Source organism: Streptomyces panaciradicis, from assembly GCF_023516615.1.
Lineage (GTDB): Bacteria > Actinomycetota > Actinomycetes > Streptomycetales > Streptomycetaceae > Streptomyces > Streptomyces panaciradicis.
In genome coordinates, this window is record NZ_JAMGBF010000102.1 from 50,283 (window position 1) to 73,190 (window position 22,908).

The 22,908-nt window shown below is 70.4% G+C and carries 24 protein-coding genes and 1 tRNA gene; 11 read left to right on the top strand and 14 right to left on the bottom strand.

Features of this window, described 5'->3' with window-relative positions; all coding sequences use genetic code 11:
* Positions 1–167 precede the first annotated feature (167 nt).
* The 3 genes from galT to galK are packed head-to-tail and all read left to right on the top strand — an operon-like array spanning position 168 to position 3,348.
* Complete coding sequence (gene galT, locus M8J74_RS29485; RefSeq protein WP_249839362.1) at positions 168–1,226, top strand: galactose-1-phosphate uridylyltransferase; 1,059 nt, start codon at positions 168–170, stop codon at positions 1,224–1,226.
* Positions 1,226–2,194: a UDP-glucose 4-epimerase GalE gene (galE, locus tag M8J74_RS29490; RefSeq protein WP_249839363.1), complete on the top strand. Its 969-nt coding sequence runs from the start codon at positions 1,226–1,228 to the stop codon at positions 2,192–2,194. Before galT ends, galE begins: the two co-directional genes overlap by 1 nt.
* Entirely contained in the window at positions 2,194–3,348 is a 1,155-nt protein-coding gene (gene galK / locus M8J74_RS29495) for a galactokinase (protein ID WP_249839364.1), read from the top strand. Before galE ends, galK begins: the two co-directional genes overlap by 1 nt.
* On the opposite strand, the gene M8J74_RS29500 is transcribed toward galK, so the two are convergent.
* Positions 3,341–3,796 (bottom strand): GNAT family N-acetyltransferase, encoded by a 456-nt coding sequence (locus M8J74_RS29500; RefSeq protein ID WP_249839380.1) that lies wholly within the window; start codon positions 3,794–3,796, stop codon positions 3,341–3,343. The genes galK and M8J74_RS29500 overlap by 8 nt on opposite strands.
* A gap of 254 nt (positions 3,797–4,050) precedes the next feature.
* On the opposite strand from M8J74_RS29500, the gene M8J74_RS29505 reads away from it, so the two are divergent.
* Positions 4,051–4,818 carry a LuxR C-terminal-related transcriptional regulator gene (locus M8J74_RS29505; RefSeq protein ID WP_058924853.1) on the top strand — a complete coding sequence of 256 codons (768 nt, stop codon included), beginning with the start codon at positions 4,051–4,053 and terminating at the stop codon, positions 4,816–4,818.
* Here the strand turns inward: M8J74_RS29505 and tamR are convergent.
* Entirely contained in the window at positions 4,777–5,274 is a 498-nt protein-coding gene (gene tamR, locus M8J74_RS29510) for a MarR family transcriptional regulator TamR (protein ID WP_058924854.1), read from the bottom strand. The two genes, M8J74_RS29505 and tamR, sit on opposite strands and share 42 nt — an antisense overlap.
* Positions 5,275–5,363: 89 nt before the next feature.
* Here tamR and M8J74_RS29515 point away from each other — a divergent pair, with 89 nt between their 5' ends.
* From M8J74_RS29515 to M8J74_RS29525, 3 genes are read left to right on the top strand one after another with little or no spacing between them, the layout of a single operon-like run.
* Positions 5,364–6,176, top strand: coding sequence for a trans-aconitate 2-methyltransferase (locus M8J74_RS29515; RefSeq protein WP_249839365.1), 813 nt, complete (start codon positions 5,364–5,366; stop codon positions 6,174–6,176).
* Positions 6,176–6,556: a VOC family protein gene (locus M8J74_RS29520; RefSeq protein ID WP_249839366.1), complete on the top strand. Its 381-nt coding sequence runs from the start codon at positions 6,176–6,178 to the stop codon at positions 6,554–6,556. Before M8J74_RS29515 ends, M8J74_RS29520 begins: the two co-directional genes overlap by 1 nt.
* Before the next feature lie 54 nt (positions 6,557–6,610).
* Positions 6,611–6,784, top strand: a complete 174-nt coding sequence (locus M8J74_RS29525) for a CsbD family protein (protein WP_079078106.1) — start codon at positions 6,611–6,613, stop codon at positions 6,782–6,784.
* Positions 6,785–6,843: 59 nt separating this feature from the next.
* Here M8J74_RS29525 and M8J74_RS29530 read toward each other — a convergent pair whose 3' ends face one another.
* Positions 6,844–7,521, bottom strand: coding sequence for a TetR/AcrR family transcriptional regulator (locus M8J74_RS29530; RefSeq protein WP_249839367.1), 678 nt, complete (start codon positions 7,519–7,521; stop codon positions 6,844–6,846).
* Entirely contained in the window at positions 7,518–8,525 is a 1,008-nt protein-coding gene (locus M8J74_RS29535; RefSeq protein ID WP_249839368.1) for an acyl-CoA desaturase, read from the bottom strand. The genes M8J74_RS29530 and M8J74_RS29535 overlap by 4 nt, the downstream gene beginning before the upstream one ends.
* Before the next feature lie 290 nt (positions 8,526–8,815).
* Between M8J74_RS29535 and ppc the strand changes: the two genes are divergently transcribed.
* Entirely contained in the window at positions 8,816–11,548 is a 2,733-nt protein-coding gene (gene ppc / locus M8J74_RS29540; RefSeq protein ID WP_249839369.1) for a phosphoenolpyruvate carboxylase, read from the top strand.
* Positions 11,549–11,614: 66 nt separating this feature from the next.
* On the opposite strand, the gene M8J74_RS29545 is transcribed toward ppc, so the two are convergent.
* The 8 genes from M8J74_RS29545 to M8J74_RS29580 all read right to left on the bottom strand — a co-directional run bounded on the left by M8J74_RS29545 (position 11,615) and on the right by M8J74_RS29580 (position 18,050).
* Entirely contained in the window at positions 11,615–12,313 is a 699-nt protein-coding gene (locus tag M8J74_RS29545) for an LPXTG cell wall anchor domain-containing protein (RefSeq protein WP_249839370.1), read from the bottom strand.
* Positions 12,314–12,449: 136 nt separating this feature from the next.
* Positions 12,450–12,965 (bottom strand): hypothetical protein, encoded by a 516-nt coding sequence (locus M8J74_RS29550; RefSeq protein WP_249839371.1) that lies wholly within the window; start codon positions 12,963–12,965, stop codon positions 12,450–12,452.
* Between the two features lie 42 nt (positions 12,966–13,007).
* Positions 13,008–13,610, bottom strand: a complete 603-nt coding sequence (pth, locus tag M8J74_RS29555) for an aminoacyl-tRNA hydrolase (RefSeq protein WP_249839372.1) — start codon at positions 13,608–13,610, stop codon at positions 13,008–13,010.
* A 70-nt stretch (positions 13,611–13,680) separates the two neighbouring features.
* Positions 13,681–14,277: a 50S ribosomal protein L25/general stress protein Ctc gene (locus tag M8J74_RS29560; protein WP_249839373.1), complete on the bottom strand. Its 597-nt coding sequence runs from the start codon at positions 14,275–14,277 to the stop codon at positions 13,681–13,683.
* Between the two features lie 193 nt (positions 14,278–14,470).
* A complete protein-coding gene (locus M8J74_RS29565; RefSeq protein ID WP_200703633.1) occupies positions 14,471–15,451 on the bottom strand; it encodes a ribose-phosphate diphosphokinase in 981 nt (326 codons plus the stop codon).
* Between the two features lie 75 nt (positions 15,452–15,526).
* Positions 15,527–16,975, bottom strand: a complete 1,449-nt coding sequence (gene glmU / locus M8J74_RS29570) for a bifunctional UDP-N-acetylglucosamine diphosphorylase/glucosamine-1-phosphate N-acetyltransferase GlmU (RefSeq protein WP_249839374.1) — start codon at positions 16,973–16,975, stop codon at positions 15,527–15,529.
* 112 nt (positions 16,976–17,087) lie between these two features.
* A tRNA-Gln gene (locus M8J74_RS29575) sits at positions 17,088–17,160 on the bottom strand.
* Positions 17,161–17,168: 8 nt separating this feature from the next.
* Positions 17,169–18,050, bottom strand: a complete 882-nt coding sequence (locus tag M8J74_RS29580) for a hypothetical protein (protein ID WP_249839375.1) — start codon at positions 18,048–18,050, stop codon at positions 17,169–17,171.
* A 167-nt stretch (positions 18,051–18,217) separates the two neighbouring features.
* On the opposite strand from M8J74_RS29580, the gene M8J74_RS29585 reads away from it, so the two are divergent.
* Entirely contained in the window at positions 18,218–19,531 is a 1,314-nt protein-coding gene (locus M8J74_RS29585; protein WP_249839376.1) for a sensor histidine kinase, read from the top strand.
* Positions 19,532–19,570: 39 nt separating this feature from the next.
* On the opposite strand, the gene M8J74_RS29590 is transcribed toward M8J74_RS29585, so the two are convergent.
* Together M8J74_RS29590 and M8J74_RS29595 are read right to left on the bottom strand one after the other, a co-directional pair.
* Positions 19,571–20,065, bottom strand: a complete 495-nt coding sequence (locus M8J74_RS29590) for an SUKH-3 domain-containing protein (protein WP_058928359.1) — start codon at positions 20,063–20,065, stop codon at positions 19,571–19,573.
* Positions 20,066–20,159: 94 nt separating this feature from the next.
* Positions 20,160–20,720 carry a YwqJ-related putative deaminase gene (locus tag M8J74_RS29595; RefSeq protein WP_249839377.1) on the bottom strand — a complete coding sequence of 187 codons (561 nt, stop codon included), beginning with the start codon at positions 20,718–20,720 and terminating at the stop codon, positions 20,160–20,162.
* A gap of 309 nt (positions 20,721–21,029) precedes the next feature.
* Between M8J74_RS29595 and M8J74_RS29600 the strand changes: the two genes are divergently transcribed.
* Both M8J74_RS29600 and M8J74_RS29605 read left to right on the top strand, forming a co-directional pair.
* Positions 21,030–22,073: an SMI1/KNR4 family protein gene (locus M8J74_RS29600; RefSeq protein WP_249839378.1), complete on the top strand. Its 1,044-nt coding sequence runs from the start codon at positions 21,030–21,032 to the stop codon at positions 22,071–22,073.
* Positions 22,074–22,081: 8 nt separating this feature from the next.
* Positions 22,082–22,908 (top strand): SUKH-4 family immunity protein (locus M8J74_RS29605; protein WP_505016712.1); only part of this gene is annotated, 827 nt, incomplete at its 3' end.

Sequence of the window (22,908 nt, forward strand, 5' to 3'; positions counted from 1 at the left end):
ACTGATCCAGAGCGGAAACTACGCCTCCGTGTTCAGTAATTGAACACGTCGGTTGATGCTCTTTGTTGGATTGTGATGTTGACGACTCTGGGTGATCGTGTTCCAATGTGTTTGGTTATGTTTGATGGCTGTGCAGCTGAGTGAGTGGCTCGGATAGGGAGTCCGCAGTGAAGAAGACCTCGACCCGACTGGCCGACGGTCGCGAGCTGATCTACTACGACCTGCGCGACGACGTCGTGCGCGACGCGGTGGACAAGCGACCCCTGGAGCGGACCCACACCACCTCCGAGATCCGCCGCGACCCGCTGCTCGGCGACAGCGTCGCCGTCGCCTCGCACCGTCAGGGCCGCATTTACCACCCGCCGGCCGACGAGTGCCCCCTGTGCCCCTCCCAGGACGGGCGGCTCAGCGAGATCCCGGACTCGTCGTACGACGTCGTGGTCTTCGAGAACCGTTTCCCCTCGCTCGCCGGGGACTCGGGCCGCTGCGAGGTCGTCTGCTTCACCTCCGACCACAACGCGTCCTTCGCCGACCTCACCGAGGAGCAGGCCGCCCTTGTGCTGGACGCGTGGACGGACCGCACGTCGGAGCTGTCGCATCTGGCCTCCGTGGAGCAGGTGTTCTGCTTCGAGAACAGGGGCGCCGAGATCGGCGTGACTCTGGGTCACCCGCACGGCCAGATCTACGCCTACCCCTTCACCACTCCGCGCACCGCACTGATGCTCCGCCAGCTCGCCCAGCACAAGGAGGCGACCGGCGGGGAGAACCTCTTCGATCATGTTCTCGAGCGTGAACTCGCCGACGAGCGGGTCGTCCTCGAGGGTGAACACTGGGTGGCGTTCGTGCCGTACGCGGCGCACTGGCCGTACGAGGTGCACCTGTACCCCAAGCGCCGGGTGCCGGACCTGCTGGGCCTGGACGAGGCGGCGCGCACAGAGTTCCCCCAGGTCTATCTGGAACTGTTGAGGCGCTTCGACCGGATCTTCGGTGAGAACGAGCCGCCGACGCCCTACATCGCGGGCTGGCACCAGGCCCCGTTCGGCCAGCTCGCGGACTTCGAGGGCGTCAACCGCGACGACTTCGCGCTGCACCTCGAGCTTTTCACCATCCGCCGCACTTCCGGCAAGCTGAAGTTCCTCGCGGGTTCCGAGTCCGGCATGAACGTGTTCATCAACGACGTGCCGCCGGAGCGCGCGGCCGAGCGACTGCGAGAGGTAGCGAGTTGATGAGCGGCAAGTATCTGGTCACCGGTGGCGCGGGTTATGTCGGCAGCGTGGTCGCCCAGCACCTGCTGGAGGCGGGTCACGAGGTCACCGTCCTCGACAACCTGACCACCGGGTTCCGCGAGGGGGTCCCGGCGGGCGCCACCTTCGTCGAGGGCGACATCCGCGACGCCGCCAAGTGGCTGGACTCCTCCTACGAGGCCGTCCTGCACTTCGCCGCCTTCTCGCAGGTCGGCGAGTCGGTCGTGAAGCCCGAGAAGTACTGGGACAACAACGTCGGCGGCACCATGGCGCTGCTCGGCGCGATGCGCGAGGCCGGCGTGCGCAAGCTCGTCTTCTCCTCCACCGCGGCCACCTACGGCGAGCCGGAGCAGGTCCCGATCGTCGAGACCGCCCCGACCAAGCCGACCAACCCCTACGGCGCCACCAAGCTCGCCGTCGACCACATGATCACCGGCGAGGCGGCCGCCCACGGCCTGGGCGCGGTCTCCCTGCGCTACTTCAACGTGGCGGGCGCCTACGGCGCGTGCGGCGAGCGCCACGACCCCGAGTCGCACCTGATCCCCCTCGTCCTGCAGGTCGCCCAGGGCCGACGCGAGGCCATCTCGGTGTACGGCGACGACTACCCGACGCCCGACGGCACCTGTGTGCGCGACTACATCCACGTCGCCGACCTCGCCGAGGCCCACCTGCTCGCCCTGAAGGCCGCCACCTCCGGCGAGCACCTGATCTGCAACCTCGGCAACGGCGAGGGCTTCTCGGTCCGCCAGGTCATCGAGACCGTCCGCCAGGTCACCGGCCACCCGATCCCCGAGGTCGTGGCCCCGCGCCGCGGCGGCGACCCGGCGGTGCTGGTGGCCTCCGCGCGAAGCGCCCGCGAGAAGCTGGGCTGGAAGCCGTCCCGCGCGGATCTCGCGGGAATCGTCGCGGACGCGTGGGAGTTCGCGCAGAACATCTCCAGGGAGCAGTAGTGGGTGCACAGCAGGTCCGGGAAGGCTTCGCCGCGCTGTACGGGGCCGCACCGGAGGGCGTCTGGTCGGCGCCGGGCCGCGTCAACCTCATCGGTGAGCACACCGACTACAACGACGGCTTCGTGATGCCCTTCGCGCTGCCGCACACCGCGGTCGCCGCCCTCTCACGCCGCACCGACGGCGTGCTGCGCCTGCACTCGGCGGACGTCGAGGGCGGCGTGGTGGAGCTGCGCCTGGACGACCTGGCCCCGGAGACCGACCGGAACTGGACGGCGTACCCGGCGGGTGTCGTGTGGGCGCTGCGCGAGGCCGGCCACGCGGTGACCGGCGCCGACGTGCACCTGGCCTCCACGGTCCCCTCCGGCGCGGGCCTGTCCTCCTCGGCGGCGCTGGAGGTCGTGATCGCCCTGGCGCTCAACGACCTGTTCGAACTGGGTCTGCAGCGCTGGCAGCTGGCCCGCCTGTGCCAGCGCGCCGAGAACGTCTACGTCGGCGCGCCCACCGGCATCATGGACCAGACGGCCTCGGCCTGCTGCGAGGAGGGCCACGCCCTGTTCCTCGACACCCGGGACCTGTCCCAGCGGCAGATCCCCTTCGACCTCGCGGCCGAGGGCATGCGCCTGCTGGTGGTGGACACCCAGGTCAAGCACGCCCACAGCGAGGGCGAGTACGGCAAGCGCCGCGCGGGCTGCGAGCGGGGAGCGGCGCTGCTCGGCGTCGACGCCCTGCGCGACGTCCCGTACGCCGAACTCGACGACGCGCTCGCGCGGTTGGGCGACGACGAGGAGGCGGTCCGCCTGGTGCGGCACGTCGTCACCGAGGACGAGCGGGTGGAGAAGGTCGTCGCCCTGCTGGAGTCGGGCGACACGCGCGCCATCGGCCCGGTGCTGGTCGCCGGTCACGCCTCCCTGCGCGACGACTTCCGCATCTCCTGCCCCGAGCTGGACCTCGCGGTCGACACGGCGCTCGCGGCCGGCGCCCTGGGCGCGCGGATGACGGGCGGCGGCTTCGGCGGCTCGGCGATCGTCCTCGCGGAGGCCGCCGACGTCGAGACCATCACCAAGGCGGTCGAAGAGGCCTTCGCGACGGCGCAGTTCACCGCCCCGCGGGTCTTCGAGGCGGTCCCGGCGGCCGGCGCCCGCAGGCTCAGCTGAGCCGCTTGGTCAGGGTGTACTCGGTGATCCCCGGCGGATAGTCGGGGATCACGCACACCACGTCGTACCCCTGCTTCCGGTAGAAGTCCGGCGCCTGGAAGTCCCAGGTCTCCAGGCGTACGGAAGCGCAGCCCCGCTCGCGCTTCGCGATGCGCTCCGCCGTCGCGAGCAGTTGCGAACCCAGCCCCGCTCCCCGGTGGCGCGCGTCGACCCACAGATAGGTCACGTGCAGCCAGGTCGTCCAGGTGTGGCCGACCAGTCCGCCCGCGAGCGCGCCGGTGTCGTCCAACGCCCATACGTGGAGCGGAAGTTCCCGTTCACCTGGGGTTCCGCGCAGGGCGCGCAGCACGGGGGAGGCCGCCGTGTTGGTCTCGTGCAGCCGGGTTCGGAGAAGATCGCGCCGGGTCCTGTCGACTTCTGTCTCAAGACGAAACATGCGGCTCACGATAAACGCGTCGGACCGCCAGTTCTGCAAATAACCTTCCCCTCCCGGCCCCCAGCCGTACCCTGATGAGCAGCACCGGTGGGGGCCGGTGCCGATCAGGGGGCGAGACAGTCGGGTACGACACCCGAAGTGGGGGTAGCAGTTTCCGCACGGCGGCGGCCGTGCCGGGCCATCGCGCCGGGCGTCGTACCCGCGCCCGTACCGTCTCCCGGACAAAGGGGTCCCCTGCTCTTCAGGAGCCTGGGGAAGGGGGTTTCGTGGTTCGCATCCGAGTCCTGGTCGTCGACGACCACCGCATCTTCGCCGAGTCGCTCGCCGCAGCCCTTGCGGCCGAGCCCGACGTCGACGTCTCCGCCGCGGGCAGCGGTCCCGCCGCGCTGCGCAGCCTGGAGCGGGCGGCGGCCGAGGGGCGCCGCTTCGACGTGCTGCTGGTCGACGCCGACCTGGGCGGCAACCTGCCCGGCGTGCGGCCCGCCGTGCCCGTCCAGGAGGTGGGCGAGGACGGTCTCGTCGACGGGATCTCGCTGGTCGCCGGGGTGCGCACCGCGCAGCCGGGCGTACGGATCGTCGTCCTCGCCGAGAAGGACGATCCGCGGCGCGCCGCGCTCGCCCTGCAGGCCGGGGCCTCGGGCTGGGTCGCCAAGGACTGCTCGCTGTCGAGACTGCTGAACGTCATCCGGGGCGTCCTGCGCGACGAGACCCATCTGCCGCCCGCCCTGCTCACGGGTGTGCTCAGGGAGCTGACGGCGGCGCGCAAGCACCGCACCGAGAGCGAGCGGCTGGTGGAGTCCCTCACGCCGAGGGAGCGCGAGGTGCTGCGCTGCATGGTGGCCGGGCTGGGCCGCAAGGCGGTCGCCGAGCGGCTGTTCCTCTCCCCGCACACCGTGCGCACCCATATGCAGAACGTCCTGGGCAAGCTGGGCGTGCACAGCACGCTGGCCGCCGTCGCCCTGGCCCGCCGGGCCGGCGTCGGGCCGGTGGACCTAGCCGGGGATGTTGTCGAACGGGGCGGTCAGCTGGCGTAGCAGCCCGGCGAGTTCACCGCGCTGGGCGCGGGAGAGCTCGGCGAGGATCGCCCGCTCCTGGTCGAGCAGGCCGGCCAGGGCCTGGTCCGCGCGGTCCCGGCCCTCGGCCGTCAGCCGCACCAGCACCCCGCGCCGGTCGCTGGGGTCGGGCAACCGCTCCACCAGGCCCTTCTTCGTGAGCCGGTCGATGCGGTTGGTCATCGTGCCGGAGGTGACCAGGGTCTGCGTCAGCAACTGCCCCGGCGAGAGCTGGTACGGCGTCCCCGCGCGCCGGAGCGCGGTCAGCACGTCGAACTCCCAGGGCTCCAGGCTGTGCTCGGCGAACGCCAGCCTGCGGGCCCGGTCCAGGTGCCGGGCCAGTCTGCTCACCCGGCTGAGCACCTCGAGCGGTTCCACGTCGAGGTCCGGGCGCTCCCGGCGCCACGCAGCGACCAGCCGATCGACCTCGTCCTCCATGGCGATCAGTGTAGTGGTTGTGTCGACATGAAGTCTCTTGATGTCGAGTCTCTTGACATCAAGAGAAGCTGGCGGGGAAGGTAGCGGTCATGAGCAGCCCCGCCTGGGACCCCGCCCAGTACCTCCGCCACGCCGGCCACCGCGCCCGCCCGTTCACCGACCTCCTCGCGCGCGTCCCGGACCCGCCGTCCGCCGCGCCGGCCGTCGCGGACCTCGGCTGCGGCCCCGGCAACGTCACCGTCCTGCTCGCCGAACGCTGGCCCACCGCGCACATCACCGGCTACGACAACTCGCCCGAGATGCTCGACCGGGCCGTCACCGAGCACGCGGGGCCCACACCCGGCGGCGGACACCTCGACTTCGCCCCCGCCGACGTCCGCACCTGGGCGCCCGAACGGCCGTACGACCTGATCGTCAGCAACGCCACCCTGCAGTGGGTCCCCGGGCACGCGGAGCGGTTCGGCGAGTGGATCGCCGGGCTCGCCCCGGGCGGCACCTTCGCCTTCCAGGTGCCCGGCAACTTCTCCGCCCCCAGCCACCGGCTGATGCGCGAGATCGCCCGCTCCCCCCGCTTCGAAGACCGCCTCGCCGACCTCCTGCGGCACGACGACGCCGTCCTCGCCCCGGAGACCTACCTGGAGCGGCTGACCGCGCTCGGCTGCGAGGCCGACGTGTGGGAGACGACATACCTGCATCTGCTGACCGGCGAGGACCCCGTGCTGGACTGGGTCAAGGGAACCGGGCTGCGGCCCGTCCTGACCGCCCTCGCCGACGACCCCGAGGCCCGCGAGGAGTTCCTCGCCGAGTACCGCGCGGCCCTGCGCACGGCCTACCCGGCCACCGCCCACGGCACCCCGTTCCCCTTCCGCCGCATCTTCGCCGTCGCCCGCAAGGAGGCCTGATGCTCACCGCCGTCGACCACGTCCAGCTCGCCGCCCCCGCCGGCTGCGAGGACCTGCTGCGCGCCTACTACACGGACGTCCTCGGCATGACCGAGATCCCCAAGCCGCCGGTGCTCGCCGCGCGCGGCGGCTGCTGGTTCCAGACCGGCGCCGTCCAGCTGCACCTGGGAGTGGAAGAGAACTTCCGGCCCGCGAGGAAGGCGCATCCCGGGCTGCGGGTCACCGGCATCGAGGCGTACGCCGCCCGGCTGGAGGCCAAGGGCGCGCAGGTGGCGTGGGACGGGAACCTGCCGGGGCACCGGCGTTTCTACTCCGAGGACCCCGTGGGCAACCGGCTGGAGTTCCTGGAACCGGACGGCGACGTTTGCCCGGCCCCATGAGGGTTACCAGGTGTGTCAAGGAATGACGTCTCGCGTCACTGGGAGTGATGACTGATGGCCGGCGATCAGAAGGCCAAGGGCAAGACGGAACAGGCCAAGGGCAAGGTCAAGGAGACGGTGGGCCGCGCCGTCGGCAACGAGCGCATGGAGGCCGAGGGCCGCGCCGAACAGTCCAAGGGCGACGCCCGCCAGGCCAAGGAGAAGGCCAAGGACGTCTTCAAGCACTGACAAGCGCAGACATGCGCTGACGCGCACCCGTCGGGAGCGACGCTCCCGACGGGTGCGCGTCAGCTCTTGCGGTGCCCGATGAGCCGCGGCTTCTGCTCCAGCCCGTCCAGCCCGTGCCACGCCAGGTTCACCAGGTGGGCCGCGACCTCCGCCTTCTTCGGACGGCGTACGTCCAGCCACCACTGACCGGTCAGCGCCACCATGCCGACCAGGGCCTGCGCGTACAGGGGGGCGAGCTTGGGGTCGAAGCCGCGGCTCTTGAACTCCCGCCCCAGGATGTCCTCCACCTGGGTGGCGATGTCCGAGATCAGCGAGGCGAAGGTGCCCGTCGACTGCGGGATGGGGGAGTCGCGGACCAGGATGCGGAAGCCGTCCGTGTACTCCTCGATGTAGTCCAGCAGCGCGAACGCGGCCTGCTCGCACAGCTCACGCGGATGGCCGGCGGTCAGCGAACCGGTCACCATGTCCAGCAGCCGCCGCATCTCACGGTCCACCACCACCGCGTACAGCCCCTCCTTGCCGCCGAAGTGCTCGTAGACCACCGGCTTGGACACCCCGGCCTTCGCCGCGATCTCCTCCACCGACGTGCCCTCGAAGCCCTTCGCGGCGAACAGGGTGCGTCCGATCTCCAGCAGCTGCTGACGGCGCTCGGCGCCGGTCATGCGGGTGCGCCGCGCGCGCCGCGGCTTGTCGGTGCTCTCGGTGCTGCTGGAGTCGGTCGCCACGGCGTCAATCATGCCGCCTCGGCGGTCGCCTTCCGGCGCCGAGACCCTTCTTCGCCGGTGTTACGGCGTGAATCGATACGTGAGCGTGACGGCCAGCGCACGTCGTACGCCCAGCCGAACGCCTCGAACCAGCGGATCAGCCGCGCGCTGGAGTCCAGCTGCCCGCGCTCCACACCGTGCCGCGCCGAGGTCGGGTCGGCATGGTGCAGGTTGTGCCAGGACTCGCCGCACGACAGCACCGCCAGCCACCACACGTTGCCCGAACGGTCCCGCGACTTGAACGGCCGCTTGCCGACCGCGTGACAGATCGAGTTGATCGACCAGGTGACGTGGTGCAGCAGAGCCACCCGAACGAGTGAGCCCCAGAAGAACCCCGTGAACGCGCCCCACCACGACCAGGTGACCAGACCGCCGATCAGCGGCGGCAGGGCCAGCGACAGCATCGTCCAGAACACGAACTGGCGGGAGATCGCGCGGATGGCCGGGTCCCTGATCAGATCCGGCGCGTACTTGTCCTGCGGGGTCTGCTCCTCGTCGAACATCCAGGCGATGTGCGCCCACCACAGGCCCTTGATCAGTGCCGGGACCGTCTCCCCGAAACGCCACGGGGAGTGCGGGTCGCCCTCCGCGTCGGAGAACTTGTGGTGCTTGCGGTGGTCCGCCACCCAGCGGACCAGCGGGCCCTCGACCGCCATCGACCCCATGATCGCCAGGGCGATCCGCAGGGGCCGCTTGGCCTTGAAGGAACCGTGCGTGAAATAGCGGTGAAAACCGATGGTGATGCCGTGACAGCCCAGGTAGTAGAAGAAGACCAGCAGACCGAGGTCCAGCCAGCTCACCCCCCAGCCCCACGCCAGCGGAACCGCGGCAAGCAGCGCGAGGAAGGGCACGGTGATGAACAGCAGCAGGGTGATCTGCTCGATCGACCGCTTCTGCTCACCTCCCAGCGTGGCCGAGGGAGTTGCGGTGTCGGTCCCCTTCGGGGCGTCTGAGAGCACATCGGAGCTCGTGGTCATGGGCGTCCCCTGTGGGGTCGAGGGTTGAGAAAGAGGCCGGGCGGCGAAAACCGTGCACGCCTTCCTACGGTTCCGTAACCTACGGCGTCGTAAGTATGGCAGCGCGTCGCCCGGCAGCAAGAGCCCGAGAGTCTGCGCGTCCGCATGGACACCTATCCTTGGAGTCGGTCGGACAGCGCGGTCCGCTCTGATTCCTTCCCGGATGTCACGGCCGTATGCGGCGCCCGCCGCGCGGTCCGGCCGCCGGGTTCCCTCCCAGACGAGCTTCAACACTGCAAGGAGCCGCACCTGTGAGCAGTGCCGACGACCAGACCACGACGACCAGCACCGAGCTGCGCGCCGACATCCGCCGGCTGGGCGACCTCCTGGGCGAGACCCTCGTCCGCCAGGAGGGCCCCGAGCTTCTGGAACTCGTCGAAAAGGTCCGCCGCCTCACGCGCGAGGACGGAGAGGCCGCCGCCGAACTGCTGCGCGGCACCGAACTGGAGACCGCGGCCAAGCTGGTCCGCGCCTTCTCCACCTACTTCCACCTGGCCAACGTCACCGAACAGGTGCACCGCGGCCGCGAGCTGCGCGCCCGCCGCGCCGCCGAGGGCGGCCTGCTCGCCCGCACCGCCGACCGCCTCAAGGACGCCGACCCCGAGCACCTGCGGCAGACGGTCGCCCACCTCAACGTCCGCCCCGTCTTCACCGCCCACCCCACCGAGGCCGCCCGCCGCTCGGTCCTCAACAAGCTCCGGCGCATCGCCGCCCTCCTGGAGACCCCGGTCATCGCCTCCGACCGGCGCCGCCTCGACACCCGTCTGGCCGAGAACATCGACCTGGTCTGGCAGACCGACGAACTGCGCGTCGTACGGCCAGAACCCGCCGACGAGGCCCGCAACGCCATCTACTACCTCGACGAACTCCACGCCGGCGCCGTCGGCGACGTCCTCGAGGACCTGACGGCGGAGCTGGAACGCGTCGGGCTGAAGCTGCCCGACGACAGCCGGCCCCTGACCTTCGGCACCTGGATCGGCGGCGACCGCGACGGCAACCCGAACGTCACCCCCCAGGTCACCTGGGACGTCCTCATCCTCCAGCACGAGCACGGCATCAACGACGCCCTGGAGATGATCGACGAGCTGCGCGGCTTCCTGTCCAACTCCATCCGCTACACCGGCGCCACCGAGGAACTGCTGCAGTCCCTCCAGGCCGACCTCGACCGCCTCCCCGAGATCAGCCCCCGCTACAAGCGCCTCAACGCCGAGGAGCCCTACCGCCTCAAGGCCACCTGCATCCGGCAGAAGCTGGAGAACACCAAGCAGCGCCTCGCCAAGGGCACCCCGCACGAGGAGGGCCGCGACTACCTCGGCACCTCCCAGCTGCTCGCCGACCTCACCCTCGTGCAGAACTCCCTGCGCGCCCACCGCGGCGACCTCTTCGCCGACGGCCGCATGGACCGCACCATCCGCACGCTGGCCGCCTTCGGCCTCCAGCTCGCCACCATGGACGTCCGCGAACACGCCGACGCCCACCACCACGCCCTCGGCCAGCTCTTCGACCGCCTCGGCGAGGAGTCCTGGCGGTACGTCGACATGCCCCGCGAGTACCGCGCCCGGCTGCTCGCCAAGGAACTGCGCTCCAGAAGGCCGCTCGCCCCCACCCCGGCACCCGTCGACGCCGCCGGCGCCAAGACCCTCGGCGTGTTCGAGACGATCAAGCGGGCCCTCGCCGTCTTCGGACCCGAGGTCATCGAGTCCTACATCATCTCCATGTGCCAGGGCGCCGACGACGTCTTCGCCGCCGCCGTCCTCGCCCGCGAGGCCGGCCTGATCGACCTGCACGCCGGCTGGGCGAAGATCGGCATCGTGCCGCTGCTGGAGACCACCGACGAACTCAAGGCCGCCGACACGATCCTGGAGGACATGCTCTCCGACCCGTCCTACCGGCGCCTGGTGGCGCTGCGCGGCGACGTCCAGGAGGTCATGCTCGGCTACTCCGACTCCTCCAAGTTCGGCGGCATCACCACCTCGCAGTGGGAGATCCACCGCGCCCAGCGCCGGCTGCGCGACGTCGCCCACCGCTACGGCGTGCGCCTGCGCCTCTTCCACGGCCGCGGCGGCACCGTCGGCCGCGGCGGCGGCCCCTCCCACGACGCGATCCTCGCCCAGCCCTGGGGCACCCTGGAGGGCGAGATCAAGGTCACCGAACAGGGCGAGGTCATCTCCGACAAGTACCTCATCCCCTCCCTGGCCCGCGAGAACCTGGAACTGACGGTCGCGGCCACCCTGCAGGCCTCCGCCCTGCACACCGCGCCCCGCCAGTCCGACGAGGCCCTCGCCCGCTGGGACGCGGCCATGGACGTCGTCTCGGACGCCGCCCACGCCGCCTACCGCCGCCTCGTCGAGGACCCCGACCTGCCGACGTACTTCCTCGCGTCGACGCCGGTGGACCAGCTCGCCGACCTGCACCTGGGCTCCCGGCCCTCCCGCCGCCCCGGATCGGGCGTCTCGCTCGACGGCCTGCGCGCCATCCCGTGGGTCTTCGGCTGGACCCAGTCCCGCCAGATCGTCCCCGGCTGGTTCGGCGTCGGGTCCGGCCTGAAGGCGCTGCGCGAGGCCGGCCTGGACACCGTGCTCGACGAGATGCACGAACAGTGGCACTTCTTCCGCAACTTCATCTCCAACGTCGAGATGACGCTCGCCAAGACCGACCTCAGGATCGCCGCCCACTACGTCGACACCCTCGTCCCGGACGAGCTCAAGCACGTCTTCGACACCATCCGCGCCGAACACGAACTGACCGTCCGCGAGGTCCTGCGGGTGACCGGCGAGAGCGAACTCCTCGACGCCACCCCGGTCCTGAAGCAGACCTTCGCCATCCGCGACGCCTACCTGGACCCCATCTCCTACCTCCAGGTGGCCCTCCTCAAGCGGCAGCGCGACGCCGCCGCCGCCGGCGAGGAGCCCGACCCGCTGCTCTCCCGCGCCCTGCTCCTCACCGTCAACGGTGTGGCGGCGGGCCTGCGCAACACCGGCTGAGCCACTGACGAAACAGCGGTGCCCCCGAGTGTCGTACTCGGGGGCACCGCCGTTTCACGTGGGAGGTCAGGCCCGGCGCCGCCGGACCACCAGGTAGCCGCCGGCCGCCACCAGCGCCGCCGCCAGGCCCGACAGCAGCCCGACCGGCGCGCCGTTGCCCGTCTCGGCGAGGTCGCCCGAGCCGCCGCCCTGCGCGGACGGCGACGAGGAGGCGGAGACGCCCCCGGACGACGACGTGCTCGGGGAGGCGGAGGAGCCGGCCGAGGGCGAGGCGGACGCGGACGCCGAGGCGGATTCGGACGCCGACGCCGACGGGGACGCCGACGAGGACGGGGTGGAACCGCCGCCGCCGTTGTCCTTGCAGTCCGTCCAGAACACCTTGTGCTTCGCGGCACCCTTCTCGCCGTCGAAGTTCCAGAACAACTTGTAGTGCCCGTCCGGCAGCGACAGGTCCTCGGTACGGCCGTGACCCTTCGCGTCGAGCGTGATCGCGCCCGTCTTCACCGTCTCGCCCTTGCTGCCGGCGCCCGGCGCCCAGGCCTCGATGTGCCAGTCGACCTCCTGGACCCGGTCGAAACCGAACGCGTCCAGGTAGAACGTGCAGACGTGCGGCTCGTTGCGGTTGAGCTCCTCGCCGGTCTTGGCGTCGTGGATCTTCACGGTCCCGTTGTCCCCGGGAGCGGTGGCATGGGCGGCGACGGGCGCGGAGAACAGCGCGGCCGCGGCGACGGCGGACAGAGCGCCGGCGCGGATGAGGGTACGCATGGGGCGAATCCATCTTCGAGTGGTGGACGGGAAGATGTGGAGGGGGCGGCTCAGCATCCGGCCGCAGCTGACCCAAGGTCAATCACGAACAGACAACGCTTACGTGCTCCACAGGCATGGAGAACCCGAAAAGACCTCACATCGTCACGAAAGCCGCCGTGAGCAAGGCCACACCCGACCCCGCCAGCACCCACGCCACCCGCGTCCGCCGCAGCCCCCCGGCCACCACCACCGACGCCAGCAACAACGCCCCGCCCAGCGGAACCCACGCGTACAGCACCCCGGCCGGCCCCGACCGCACCACCTCGTCGCCGCCGGGCAGCACCACCACCGTGTACGACCGCCCCTTGCGCACGGCGGCCGTCTTCTCGATGACCATCCGCGGACGCCCCGGCGCCCCCGCGGCGAGCGGCGTGAACGGCCCCCAACAGGCCCGCCCGTCGCACCGCGTCACCTCGATCGTGCCGCGCTCGCGCCCCTTGGTCAGCATCACGTACGGAGCGGTCCGCCACGACCCCCACACCCCGGCGACGACGATCAGCACGGCCACCACGCCCATCACCGCCACCCGCCCGAACCGCAACGCGGAACCGGAGACCTGACGGGCCTGACGGGAGGACGGGGCGGCGGTGGCGGGCATGGCCGGGATCATTGGCCATGCCTGAACGCCCGGTCAACTCGGCCGGGGGACAAGTCAGGAGTTGTACGTGCTTTGCGCCCGCTCCAGCCCCTCGATCACCAGGGCCTCCACCGCGTCCGCCGCCCGGTCCACGAAGTAGTCCAGCTCCTTGCGCTCCGCGGAGGAGAAGTCCTTCAGCACGAAGTCCGCGACCTGCATACGGCCCGGCGGCCGCCCGATCCCGAACCGCACCCGGTGATAGTCCGCCCCGAACGCCTTCGTCATCGACTTCAGCCCGTTGTGCCCGTTGTCCCCACCGCCGAGCTTCAGCCGCAACGTGCCGTAGTCGATGTCCAGTTCGTCATGGACGGCCACGACGTTCGCGACGGGCACCTTGTAGAAGTCCCGCAGAGCGTTGACCGGACCGCCCGACAGATTCATGTACGACATCGGCTTGACCAGGATCACCCGGCGGTTGGCCGGCCCCGGAGGGCCGATCCGCCCCTCCACGACCTGGGCCTGCGCCTTGCCCGCCCGCTTGAACTTCCCCCCGATCCGCCCGGCCAGCAGATCGGCGACCATGAAACCCACGTTGTGCCGGTTGCCGGCGTACTCCGGCCCCGGATTGCCGAGCCCGACGACCAGCCAGGGGGCGTTGGAGGGGGTGGTCACGTCCATGTCTCCTCGATACGCGCCAGCCGCTGCCCCGTACGGGAACAGCGGCTGACGAAACGACGATCCGTTCGGATCAGGCCTCGGCGACGGCCTCTTCGCCCTCGGACTCCTCGCCCTCGGACTCCTCCGCCTGCGCGGACAGAACCTGAAGGACGACCGTGTCCTCGTCGACGGCCAGCTTGGTGCCGTTCGGCAGCGGGATGTCCTTGGCCAGAACGGACGCGCCGGCCTCCAGACCCTCGATGGAGACGGTGACCGACTCGGGGATGTGCGTGGCCTCGGCCTCGACCGGCAGCGCGTTCAGGACGTGCTCCAGCAGGTTGCCGCCCGGGGCCAGCTCGCCCTCGGTGTGGACCGGGATCTCGACCGTGACCTTCTCGCCACGCTTGACCAGCAGCAGGTCGACGTGCTCAAGGAAGCCCTTGATCGCGTCACGCTGAACGGCCTTCGGGATCGCCAGCTCGCTGCCCTTGCCGTCGATGTCCAGGGAGATCAGGACGTTCGGCGTACGCAGCGCCAGCAGCAGGTCGTGACCCGGAAGGGTCAGGTGCAGCGGGTCAGAGCCGTGGCCGTACAGCACACCGGGGACCTTGTTGTCACGGCGGATACGGCGGGCGGCACCCTTGCCGAACTCGGTGCGCGTCTCGGCGCTCAGCTTCACCTCGGACATACGGATCACTCCTCGTACAGGTAGATACGGACGTGGTCACCCGGCCACGAACGGCCTGCTACGAAGAGCGCGTCGATAACGGACCGCCGAACCCCTGGAAAACGGGAACGGCCTCCCTCGCCGAGCAACTGCAGCAGTCTACTCAGCAAGGAAGGCCGGAGAAAAATCGATCATGCAGAAGCGTTTTTACAGCTCACTGCTCGTCGAACAGGCTCGTCACCGAACCGTCCTCGAACACCTCACGCACCGCACTCGCGATCGTCGGCGCGATCGACAGCACCGTGATCTTGTCCAGCTCCCGGTTCAGCTCACCCGGCGTCGGCAGCGTGTTCGTGAACACGAACTCACTCACCCGCGAGTTCTTCAACCGGTCCGCCGCAGGCCCCGACAGCACACCGTGCGTCGCCGTCACGATGACGTCCTCCGCACCGTGCGCGAACAGGGCGTCCGCCGCCGCGCAGATCGTGCCACCCGTGTCGATCATGTCGTCCACCAGCACACAGACCCGGCCCTTGACCTCACCCACGACCTCGTGGACGGTCACCTGGTTCGCCACGTCCTTGTCACGCCGCTTGTGCACGATCGCCAGCGGCGCACCCAGCCGGTCGCACCAGCGGTCCGCCACCCGCACCCGACCCGCGTCCGGCGAGACCACCGTCAGCTTGTCCTTGTCGACCTTCCGGCCCACGTAGTCCGCCAGCAGCGGCAGCGCGAACAGGTGGTCCACCGGGCCGTCGAAGAAGCCCTGGATCTGGTCCGTGTGCAGATCCACGGTCAGGATCCGGTCCGCACCCGCCGTCTTCATCAGATCCGCGATCAGCCGCGCCGAGATCGGCTCACGGCCACGGTGCTTCTTGTCCTGCCGCGCATAGCCGTAGAACGGCACGATCACCGTGATCGACCGCGCCGACGCCCGCTTCAACGCGTCGATCATGATCAACTGCTCCATGATCCACTTGTTGATCGGAGCCGTGTGGCTCTGGATCAGGAAACAGTCCGCACCACGAGCCGACTCCTGATACCGCACATAGATCTCGCCATTGGCGAAGTCGAAGGCCTTCGTCGGGACGACCCCGACCCCCAGCTGCTGGGCGACCTCCTCGGCAAGCTCGGGGTGGGCGCGGCCGGAGAAGAACATCATCTTCTTCTCGCCGGTCGTCTTGATCCCGGTCACAGCTGTCTCCTCAGAGGTGTCTCAACTGGGTGTGCACTTATCACGGTACGCCGTGTCGAAGGCGTCCGTTTCCGGTCAGTCTTCGCTCTCGACCTGCCGAGACGCCGCCTCGGCCGCCTTCGCCGCCGCGCTGCCCGGACGCTTACGAGCCACCCAACCCTCGATATTCCGCTGCTGACCACGGGCCACGGCCAGCGAACCGGGCGGCACATCCTTCGTGATCACGGACCCGGCGGCGGTGTACGCACCGTCCCCGACCGTGACAGGAGCCACAAACATATTGTCCGAGCCGGTACGACAATGCGACCCGACGGTGGTGTGGTGCTTCTCCTGCCCGTCGTAGTTCACGAACACGCTGGCAGCACCGATGTTCGTGTACTCACCGATCGTCGCGTCCCCGACATACGACAGGTGCGGCACCTTCGTGCCCTCACCGATCGAGGCATTCTTCGTCTCCACGTACGTACCGATCTTGCCCTTCGCACCCAGCCGCGTCCCCGGCCGCAGATACGCGAACGGGCCCACAGTCGCCTCCGGACCCACCTCCGCGCCGTCCGCCACCGTGTTGTCCACCCGCGCCCCGGCACCCACCCGCGTGTCCCGCAGCCGGCTGTTCGGACCCACCTCCGCGCCCTCGCCCAGATGCGTGGAACCCTGCAACTGCGTCCCCGGATGCACCACCGCGTCCTGCTCGAACGTCACGGTGACATCCACCCACGTCGTCGCCGGATCGACCACCGTCACACCGGCCAGCATCGCCCGCGTCAGCAACCGGTCGTTCAGGATCCGCCGCGCCTCGCTCAGCTGCACACGGTTGTTGATGCCCGCGATCTCCCGGTGATCGGCCGCCACACACGCCCCCACCCGGTGCCCCGCCTCCCGCAGGATCCCGAGCACGTCCGTCAGATACTCCTCGCCCTGAGAGTTGTCCGTACGGACCTTCTTCAGCGCACCGAACAGCAGCTGACCGTCGAACGCGAACACACCCGAATTGATCTCACGGATCGCCCGCTGACCCTCGGAGGCGTCCTTGTGCTCCACGATCCCGGTGACGGCACCCGTGGCCCCGTCCCGCACGATCCGGCCGTAACCCGTCGCGTCCGGCACCTCGGCGGTCAGCACCGTCACCGCGTTGCCGTCGGCCGCATGCGTCGCCGCGAGCCGCCGCAACGTCTCACCGCTCAGCAGCGGAGTGTCCCCGCACACGACGACCACCGTGCCGTCCACACCGCCGCCCAGCGACTCCAGCGCGATCCGCACGGCGTGACCGGTGCCGTTCTGCTCCGCCTGCACCGCGGTGCGCACACCGTGGTCGATCTCGCCGAGGTGCGCGGCCACCTTCTCCCGCGCGTGCCCGACGACGACCACCAGGTTCTCGGGGTCCAACTCACGGGCGGCGGCGAGCACATGGCCGACCAGGCTGCGGCCGCAGATCTCGTGCAGGACCTTCGGTGTGGCCGACTTCATACGGGTGCCCTCACCCGCTGCGAGAACGACGACGGCTGCCGGGCGAATGGCGCTCACGGGGTGGCCCTTCGGCTGTGGAGGAGGTGGGGACATCCGAAGGATACCGGGGCGTTTCCCGGGCGACATGAGAGCGGGCCCTGACGGTGCTGTCAGGGCCCGAACCGAGCAGCTCCGCCAGCTGGATTCGAACCAGCACTACAGGGCTTCAAAGGCCCGCGGGCTACCAGTTACCCCATGGCGGATGGCTGCGTCAGACCTTACCCGAGGACAGAGCCGCCGTGATCCCGGTGGCTGCATCCACCATGCCTGTCCACCAGCCTTCGATGCGGCGGTACAGTTCCGCGCCTTGCGATACGCGGATCACCAGGCAGCCGCGGTAGTTCTCTCCGACGTTCTTGCGAATCGTCTTGGGATTGTGCTTCTTGATCGTCGTCTTCTGAAGGGCGGAGACATCGATGCCGACCAGGTCTGCCCAGAACCGCTTGGCGCCCTGTACGTCGCCGGTGACATGGATCATGACTCGGTAGCTCAACCGCTCCCGCTCGACACCCAGCAGATCCAGCCAGGCCAGATAGAGCCGGATCACTCCTGGATCGCTGTTGACGAAGAGCACGTTCTCGCGACGGTCGTACGGCTTGTCCTTGGACCCCTCGGCCCAGTACAGAGCGACTCCCGCCGTGAACAGCTCCCGGGCGGTCATGTTGCCGATCTCCCGCGCGGCGGCCGTCTTGGTCCGCTGCCGTTCCTCGTCCCGCACCGCCAGCTCGTGCTCCCACCTCTTTCGAGCCGCCAGCTTCGCCTGTTCCGTCGGGTCGCGACGCTCCGGCTTCGGCAGGTCCCGGACCCACAGGGAGATCGAGCTCTTGGAGCAGCCGAGCTCGACCTGGATCTGGTCGTACGTCCAGCCCTGGAGGCGGAGTTCGCGGGCTTTGGCCCTCAGGTCGTCCTTGGCGTTGGGGCGTTTCGTCCAGGCGGGTGGGGGTTCGCCCTGCAGGAGGCGGTTGAGGATGTCGTTGTTGTCGATGTGGAGCCGGTCGCGGATCTGGCGTCGGCTGAGGCCCTCGCGGCGCAGTGCCAGCGCTTGTTGCCGGAGGCCCTCGAAGTCGGCGTACTTGCCGCGGGAATGTGCCATACGCATACCGTCCGGGCGGAATGATTGCTTCCGGTGTCGAACGGTGAGCGATTCAGCAGTTCGAGGGAAAGCGGGTCGATTCGTGCTCGTCCGGTCACGGAATGTGGTGTAGGCCAGTCGCGGAAACTCGCCGGAAAACCGGCCGGGAACGCCCGTAGGCTGGAGGCATGACCACGACGGGGGAAGACCACGCCGCGGCCCGGGGAGGGCCGTGGTGGTGGGCGAGGTGGCGCAGCGCGGCGTTGGATGTGGGGCTGGCGCTGGCGTCGGCGTTGGAGTGCGCGTTCGAAGGTGTGCGGTTCGCTCGGGATGCGGGGATTCCGGTGGCGGCGGGGGTCGTCTTCGGGGTGCTGGCCGGTTCGGCGCTGTTGGTGCGCCGGCAGTGGCCGATCGCCGTGGTGCTGGTGTCGATCGCCATCACGCCCGCCCAGATGGGCTATCTGATGGGCATCGTCGGGTTGTACACGCTCGCGGCCTCGGAGCTGCCGCGCCGCATCATCGGTTCCCTGGCCGGTATGTCGCTGGTCGGCATGCTGATCGTGATGTTCGTGCGGGTGCGGCAGGACATGGCGCGGGGGACGTGGGACCTGGGCGACTGGTTCGTGCCGTTCGCGGCGATCACGACGGCGATCGGGATGACGGCGCCGCCGTTGCTGCTGGGTCTGTATGTGGGGGCGCGGCGTCGGCTGATGGAGAGCCTGCGGGAGCGTGCGGACAGCCTGGAGCGGGAGTTGATGTTGCTCGCGGAGCGTGCGGAGGAGCGCGCGGAGTGGGCGCGGAACGAGGAGCGGACGCGGATCGCCCGGGAGATGCACGACGTGGTCGCGCATCGGGTGAGTCTGATGGTGGTGCACGCGGCCGCGTTGCAGGCGGTGGCCCGGAAGGATCCCGAGAAGGCGGTGAAGAACGCCGTTCTGGTGGGGGACATGGGGCGGCAGGCGTTGACGGAGCTGCGGGAGATGCTCGGGGTGCTGCGCAGCGGGGACGGTGCCGGGGCGCGGCGGGGTGAGCCGTCGGTGCCGCTGGTGGCGGTGGCGGCCGCGGTGGCGGCTTCGCGGGTCGTGGAGGAGGGGGAGGGGCCTTGCCTCTCCGAGTTGGAGGAGTTGATCGGGCAGTCGGCGGCGGCGGGGATGGTCGTGGATCTGTCGGTGGAGGGGGATGTGCGGTCGTACGCGGCGGAGATCGAGCAGACGGCGTACCGGGTGGTGCAGGAGGCGCTCACGAACGTCCACAAGCATGCGGCGGGGGCGAAGACGCATGTGAGGTTGGCGCATCGGGGGTCGGAGATCGCGATGCAGGTGGAGAACGAGCCGCCGCCGGAGGTGGGGTCGGCGTCGGCGCGGTTGCCGTCCGGGGGGAACGGGCTGGTGGGGATGAAGGAGCGGGTGGCCGCGCTGGGTGGGGTGTTCGTGTCGGGGCCGACGGATGCGGGGGGTTTCCGGGTGTCGGCGGTGATTCCGGCGGTGGTCGCGGCGGTGTAGGGCGGTCGTCGGGCCTGCGGTGAGGTGGCCGGGGGTGGGTCAGCCTGCGGTGAGGCGGGCGGGTTCGATGCCGGAGACGAGGCCGGCGAGGGCCTGGTCGATGTCGGGGCCGAGGTACCAGTCGCCGGTGTGGTCGAGGGCGTAGACGCGGCCTTCGGCGTCGATGGCGAGGAGGGCGTCGGTGTCGGTCTCGGTGCCGAGGGGGCTGACCTCGGTGTCGAGGGCGCGGCCGAGGTCGCCGAGGGTGCGGGCCATGTGGAGGCCGTGCAGGGGGTCGAGGTGGATTGCGGTGGGGGCGATCTGGCGGCCGGGTCCGGTGGGGGCGAGGTGGAGGCCGCCGAATTCGGCCCAGGCTTCGACGGCGGCGGGGAAGACGGCGTGCCGGTGGCCGGCGGGGGACTGGTGGTCCCGCAGGGTGTCGGCCCAGATCTCGGCCTGCTTTATGTCCCAGCGTCCGGGTTGCCAGCCGGCGGCGCGCAGGGCGGCGTCGACGGGTACGGGGAAGCGCGTGGTGGAGGTGCGGTCGGGGTGCATCTGCCCTTCGATCGTCGAGGTCATGGACCGGCCGCGGGGGCCGTCGTGCGGGTGTGGGGTGGGGGGTGGCCGTCTGTCGCCGTGGGCGGCGGGGTCAGTCGCCGGTCGCCGTGGGGTCGACGATGCGTACGCCGAAGTGGGCGCTGAGGGCGGTGCAGGCGCGGCAGGGGGCGGCGAAGCTGCCGTGGAGGGGGTCGCCGTCCTCGCGGATGCGGCGGGCGGTGAGTTTGGCCTGCTTGAGGGCTTTGCGTGCCTCGCCGTTGGTCATGGGTTTGCGGGCGGCGCGTTTGCTGCGGGCGGCGTCGGCGGTGGCGATGTGGCGGGAGATGAGGATCGTCTCGGCGCAGCGGCCGGTGAAGCGGTCGCGTTGGTCGCTGGTGAGGGTGTCGAGGAAGTCCTGGACGAGGGGGTGCAGTGCGGGGGGTTCCTCGCCGCGGGCGGCGGTGCCGGTGAGGGTGGCGCCGCGGACGGAGAGGGCGGCGGCGACGGTGGGGAGTATGCCGTCGCGGCGGTGGTGGAGGGCGGGCGCGGGTGCGGTGTCGGTGGCGCTCCAGCCGATGCGGGGGTCGCCGGAGCGGCCCGTGTGCGCTGCGGTGTGCGGTGCCGTGTGCGGTGCCGTGTGCGGTCCCGTCTGCGTCGCGTTCATGATCGTCATCCCCTCCCGAGCATCCCCTCGGAAGGGACAGAGTGCCAAACTCCGTTGCCGCTGCGGTAGCTGGGGCGGTGCGACACGCCCGGGTTTGGGCGGTGTGTAAGGGCGGGGTGACGGCTGGTCACGGAAGCGGAGGGCGGCTGACCGGTGCCCGGTGACCGGTGTCGTCGTACCGCATAGGCTGTCGCCACCGCGTTCCATGCGGCTGCCGCGTGCCGTGCGGTTGACGCGTGGAGACAGTCAGACATACGGGGTGTGGTGGCCGGAGGTGGCCATCGGGGTCCGTACAGAACGCCGCAGGGGGCAACCGCCATGACGACAGGTCGGCTCGGGGCACCGCCCAGCCGCCAGGCTGGGCAACAAGCCGCGCCGCCGAACGCGGCCTATGCCGGGCAGGTCGTGCATTTCCCGGACCCGGTCCGGGCGGCGCGTCACCCGAGAGGGGTACGTGTCGATGAGCACGGTTACCCCGACTTCTCACCCTACGCGCGTGCCGCCGCGGAGATCGCGGAGCCGCCGGAGGGTTTCGGGGTCGACGAGCTCAGGCTGACGGACTACGTCTCGGCGAACGCGGTGCTGGCGGCTTCCGGGCACGACCTGTGGGACACGGTGGCGTCGGTGGCGACGCCGCACGGCTGGACGTGGCATCACGTGGTGGGGTCGCGGCGGCTGGAGTTGGTGCCGGTCGAGGTGAAGGCGTTGCTGCGGCATCACGGCGGGATCGCGACGGCGGCGGTGGACCAGGGCAAGCGGGGCACGCGGCCGTTGCAGGAGACGCGGCCGGCGCACTTCGGGCTGCCGAAGTCGGGTGTGGCGGTGACGGAGGCGCAGGTGCAGGGGGTCGAGGAGGACCTCGGGTACCGGCTGCCGGGTGCGTACCGTTCGTTCCTCAAGGCGGCGGGCGGGTGCGCGCCGGTGGGGACCGCGCTGGACGCGGAGTTGGGTCTGCTGATCGACCAGCCGTTCTTCACGGTGCGCGACGAGGCGGCCGTGAACGATCTGGTTTACGTCAACAAGTGTCTGCGTGACCACCTGACGAAGGATTACCTGGGGGTCGCGTTCGTGCAGGGCGGGTTGCTCGCGGTGAAGGTGAAGGGCGAGCGGATCGGCTCGGTGTGGTTCTGCGCGTACGACGACGCGCGGGACGTGGATCCGTCGTGGGCGCCGGCGGACCGGGTGGAGCGGCTGCTGCTGCCGTGCGGTGAGGACTTCGACGTGTTCCTGTCCCGACTGGCGGGTTCTCCGCCGGAGTTGGAGACCGTGGCGAATCTGATGGTGGACGGTGGTTTCGCGCGGGCGGTGCCGGTGTCCTCGTCGTCTTCGCCGTCTTCGCCGTCCGCGGTTGTGGGGGAGTGAGCTTCGCGATGGTGACGTTCGCGCAGGCGCAGGAGCGCGCGGAAGAGTGGATCAACGGTGACGTGCCGTCGTACCAGCATCGGGAGGTGCGGGTAAGGGAGTTCGAGCTGGGCTTCGTGGTGTGGGCGGAGGACCGTGCCGAGGGTCCGCGCTCGGACGGTGGCGCGCAGCGGCTGGTGATCGCCCGGGACAGCGGCGAGGCGACGTTGTGGCCGTCCTTGCCGGTGGGCGAGGTGATTCGCCGGTACGAGGAGGAGTACGGCCGTCCGGAGGCCGACCCCGAACCGGCGCCGGCGTCGGCCGCTTCGGCGCGGGTGGATCTGAACCAGACGTCGTTCCTGCTGAGTCCGCCGGAGTGGTTGCAGGACGCGGCGGACCGGCTGGGGATCGCGGATCGGCGGGAGGAGGCGGGTGCTGGTGCTGGTACTGCTGCCAGCGCCGGTGCCCGTGCTGGTGCTGGTGCCGGGGCCGATGTCGAAGATGCGGTTCCTGCTGCTGCCTCCGGCGGCGGGGCGTTGGCCGAGACGCTGCCCGGGCCGGGTGCGGCGCCTGTTCCCGAGGGGGCGACTCCCTGGGCCGGGACCGACACCAACGCCGATGCCGAGGAGGACCGTTCGGTGCCGTTGCCGGCGACCGTCTTCGCACCTCCCTTGAACGAGGTCGGGGACGACACCCCGCCGGACGCGGTGACCGAGCTGATGTCGAGGGGCAGCGCGCTTCCGCCGACGGTGCAGGGGGCGGCGGTGGATGCGCCACTTGCGCCGGGTGTTCCGGGTGTTCCGGGTGTTCCGGGTGCGCCGGGTGTTCCCGGTTCTCCGGGGGTGCCTTCCTACGG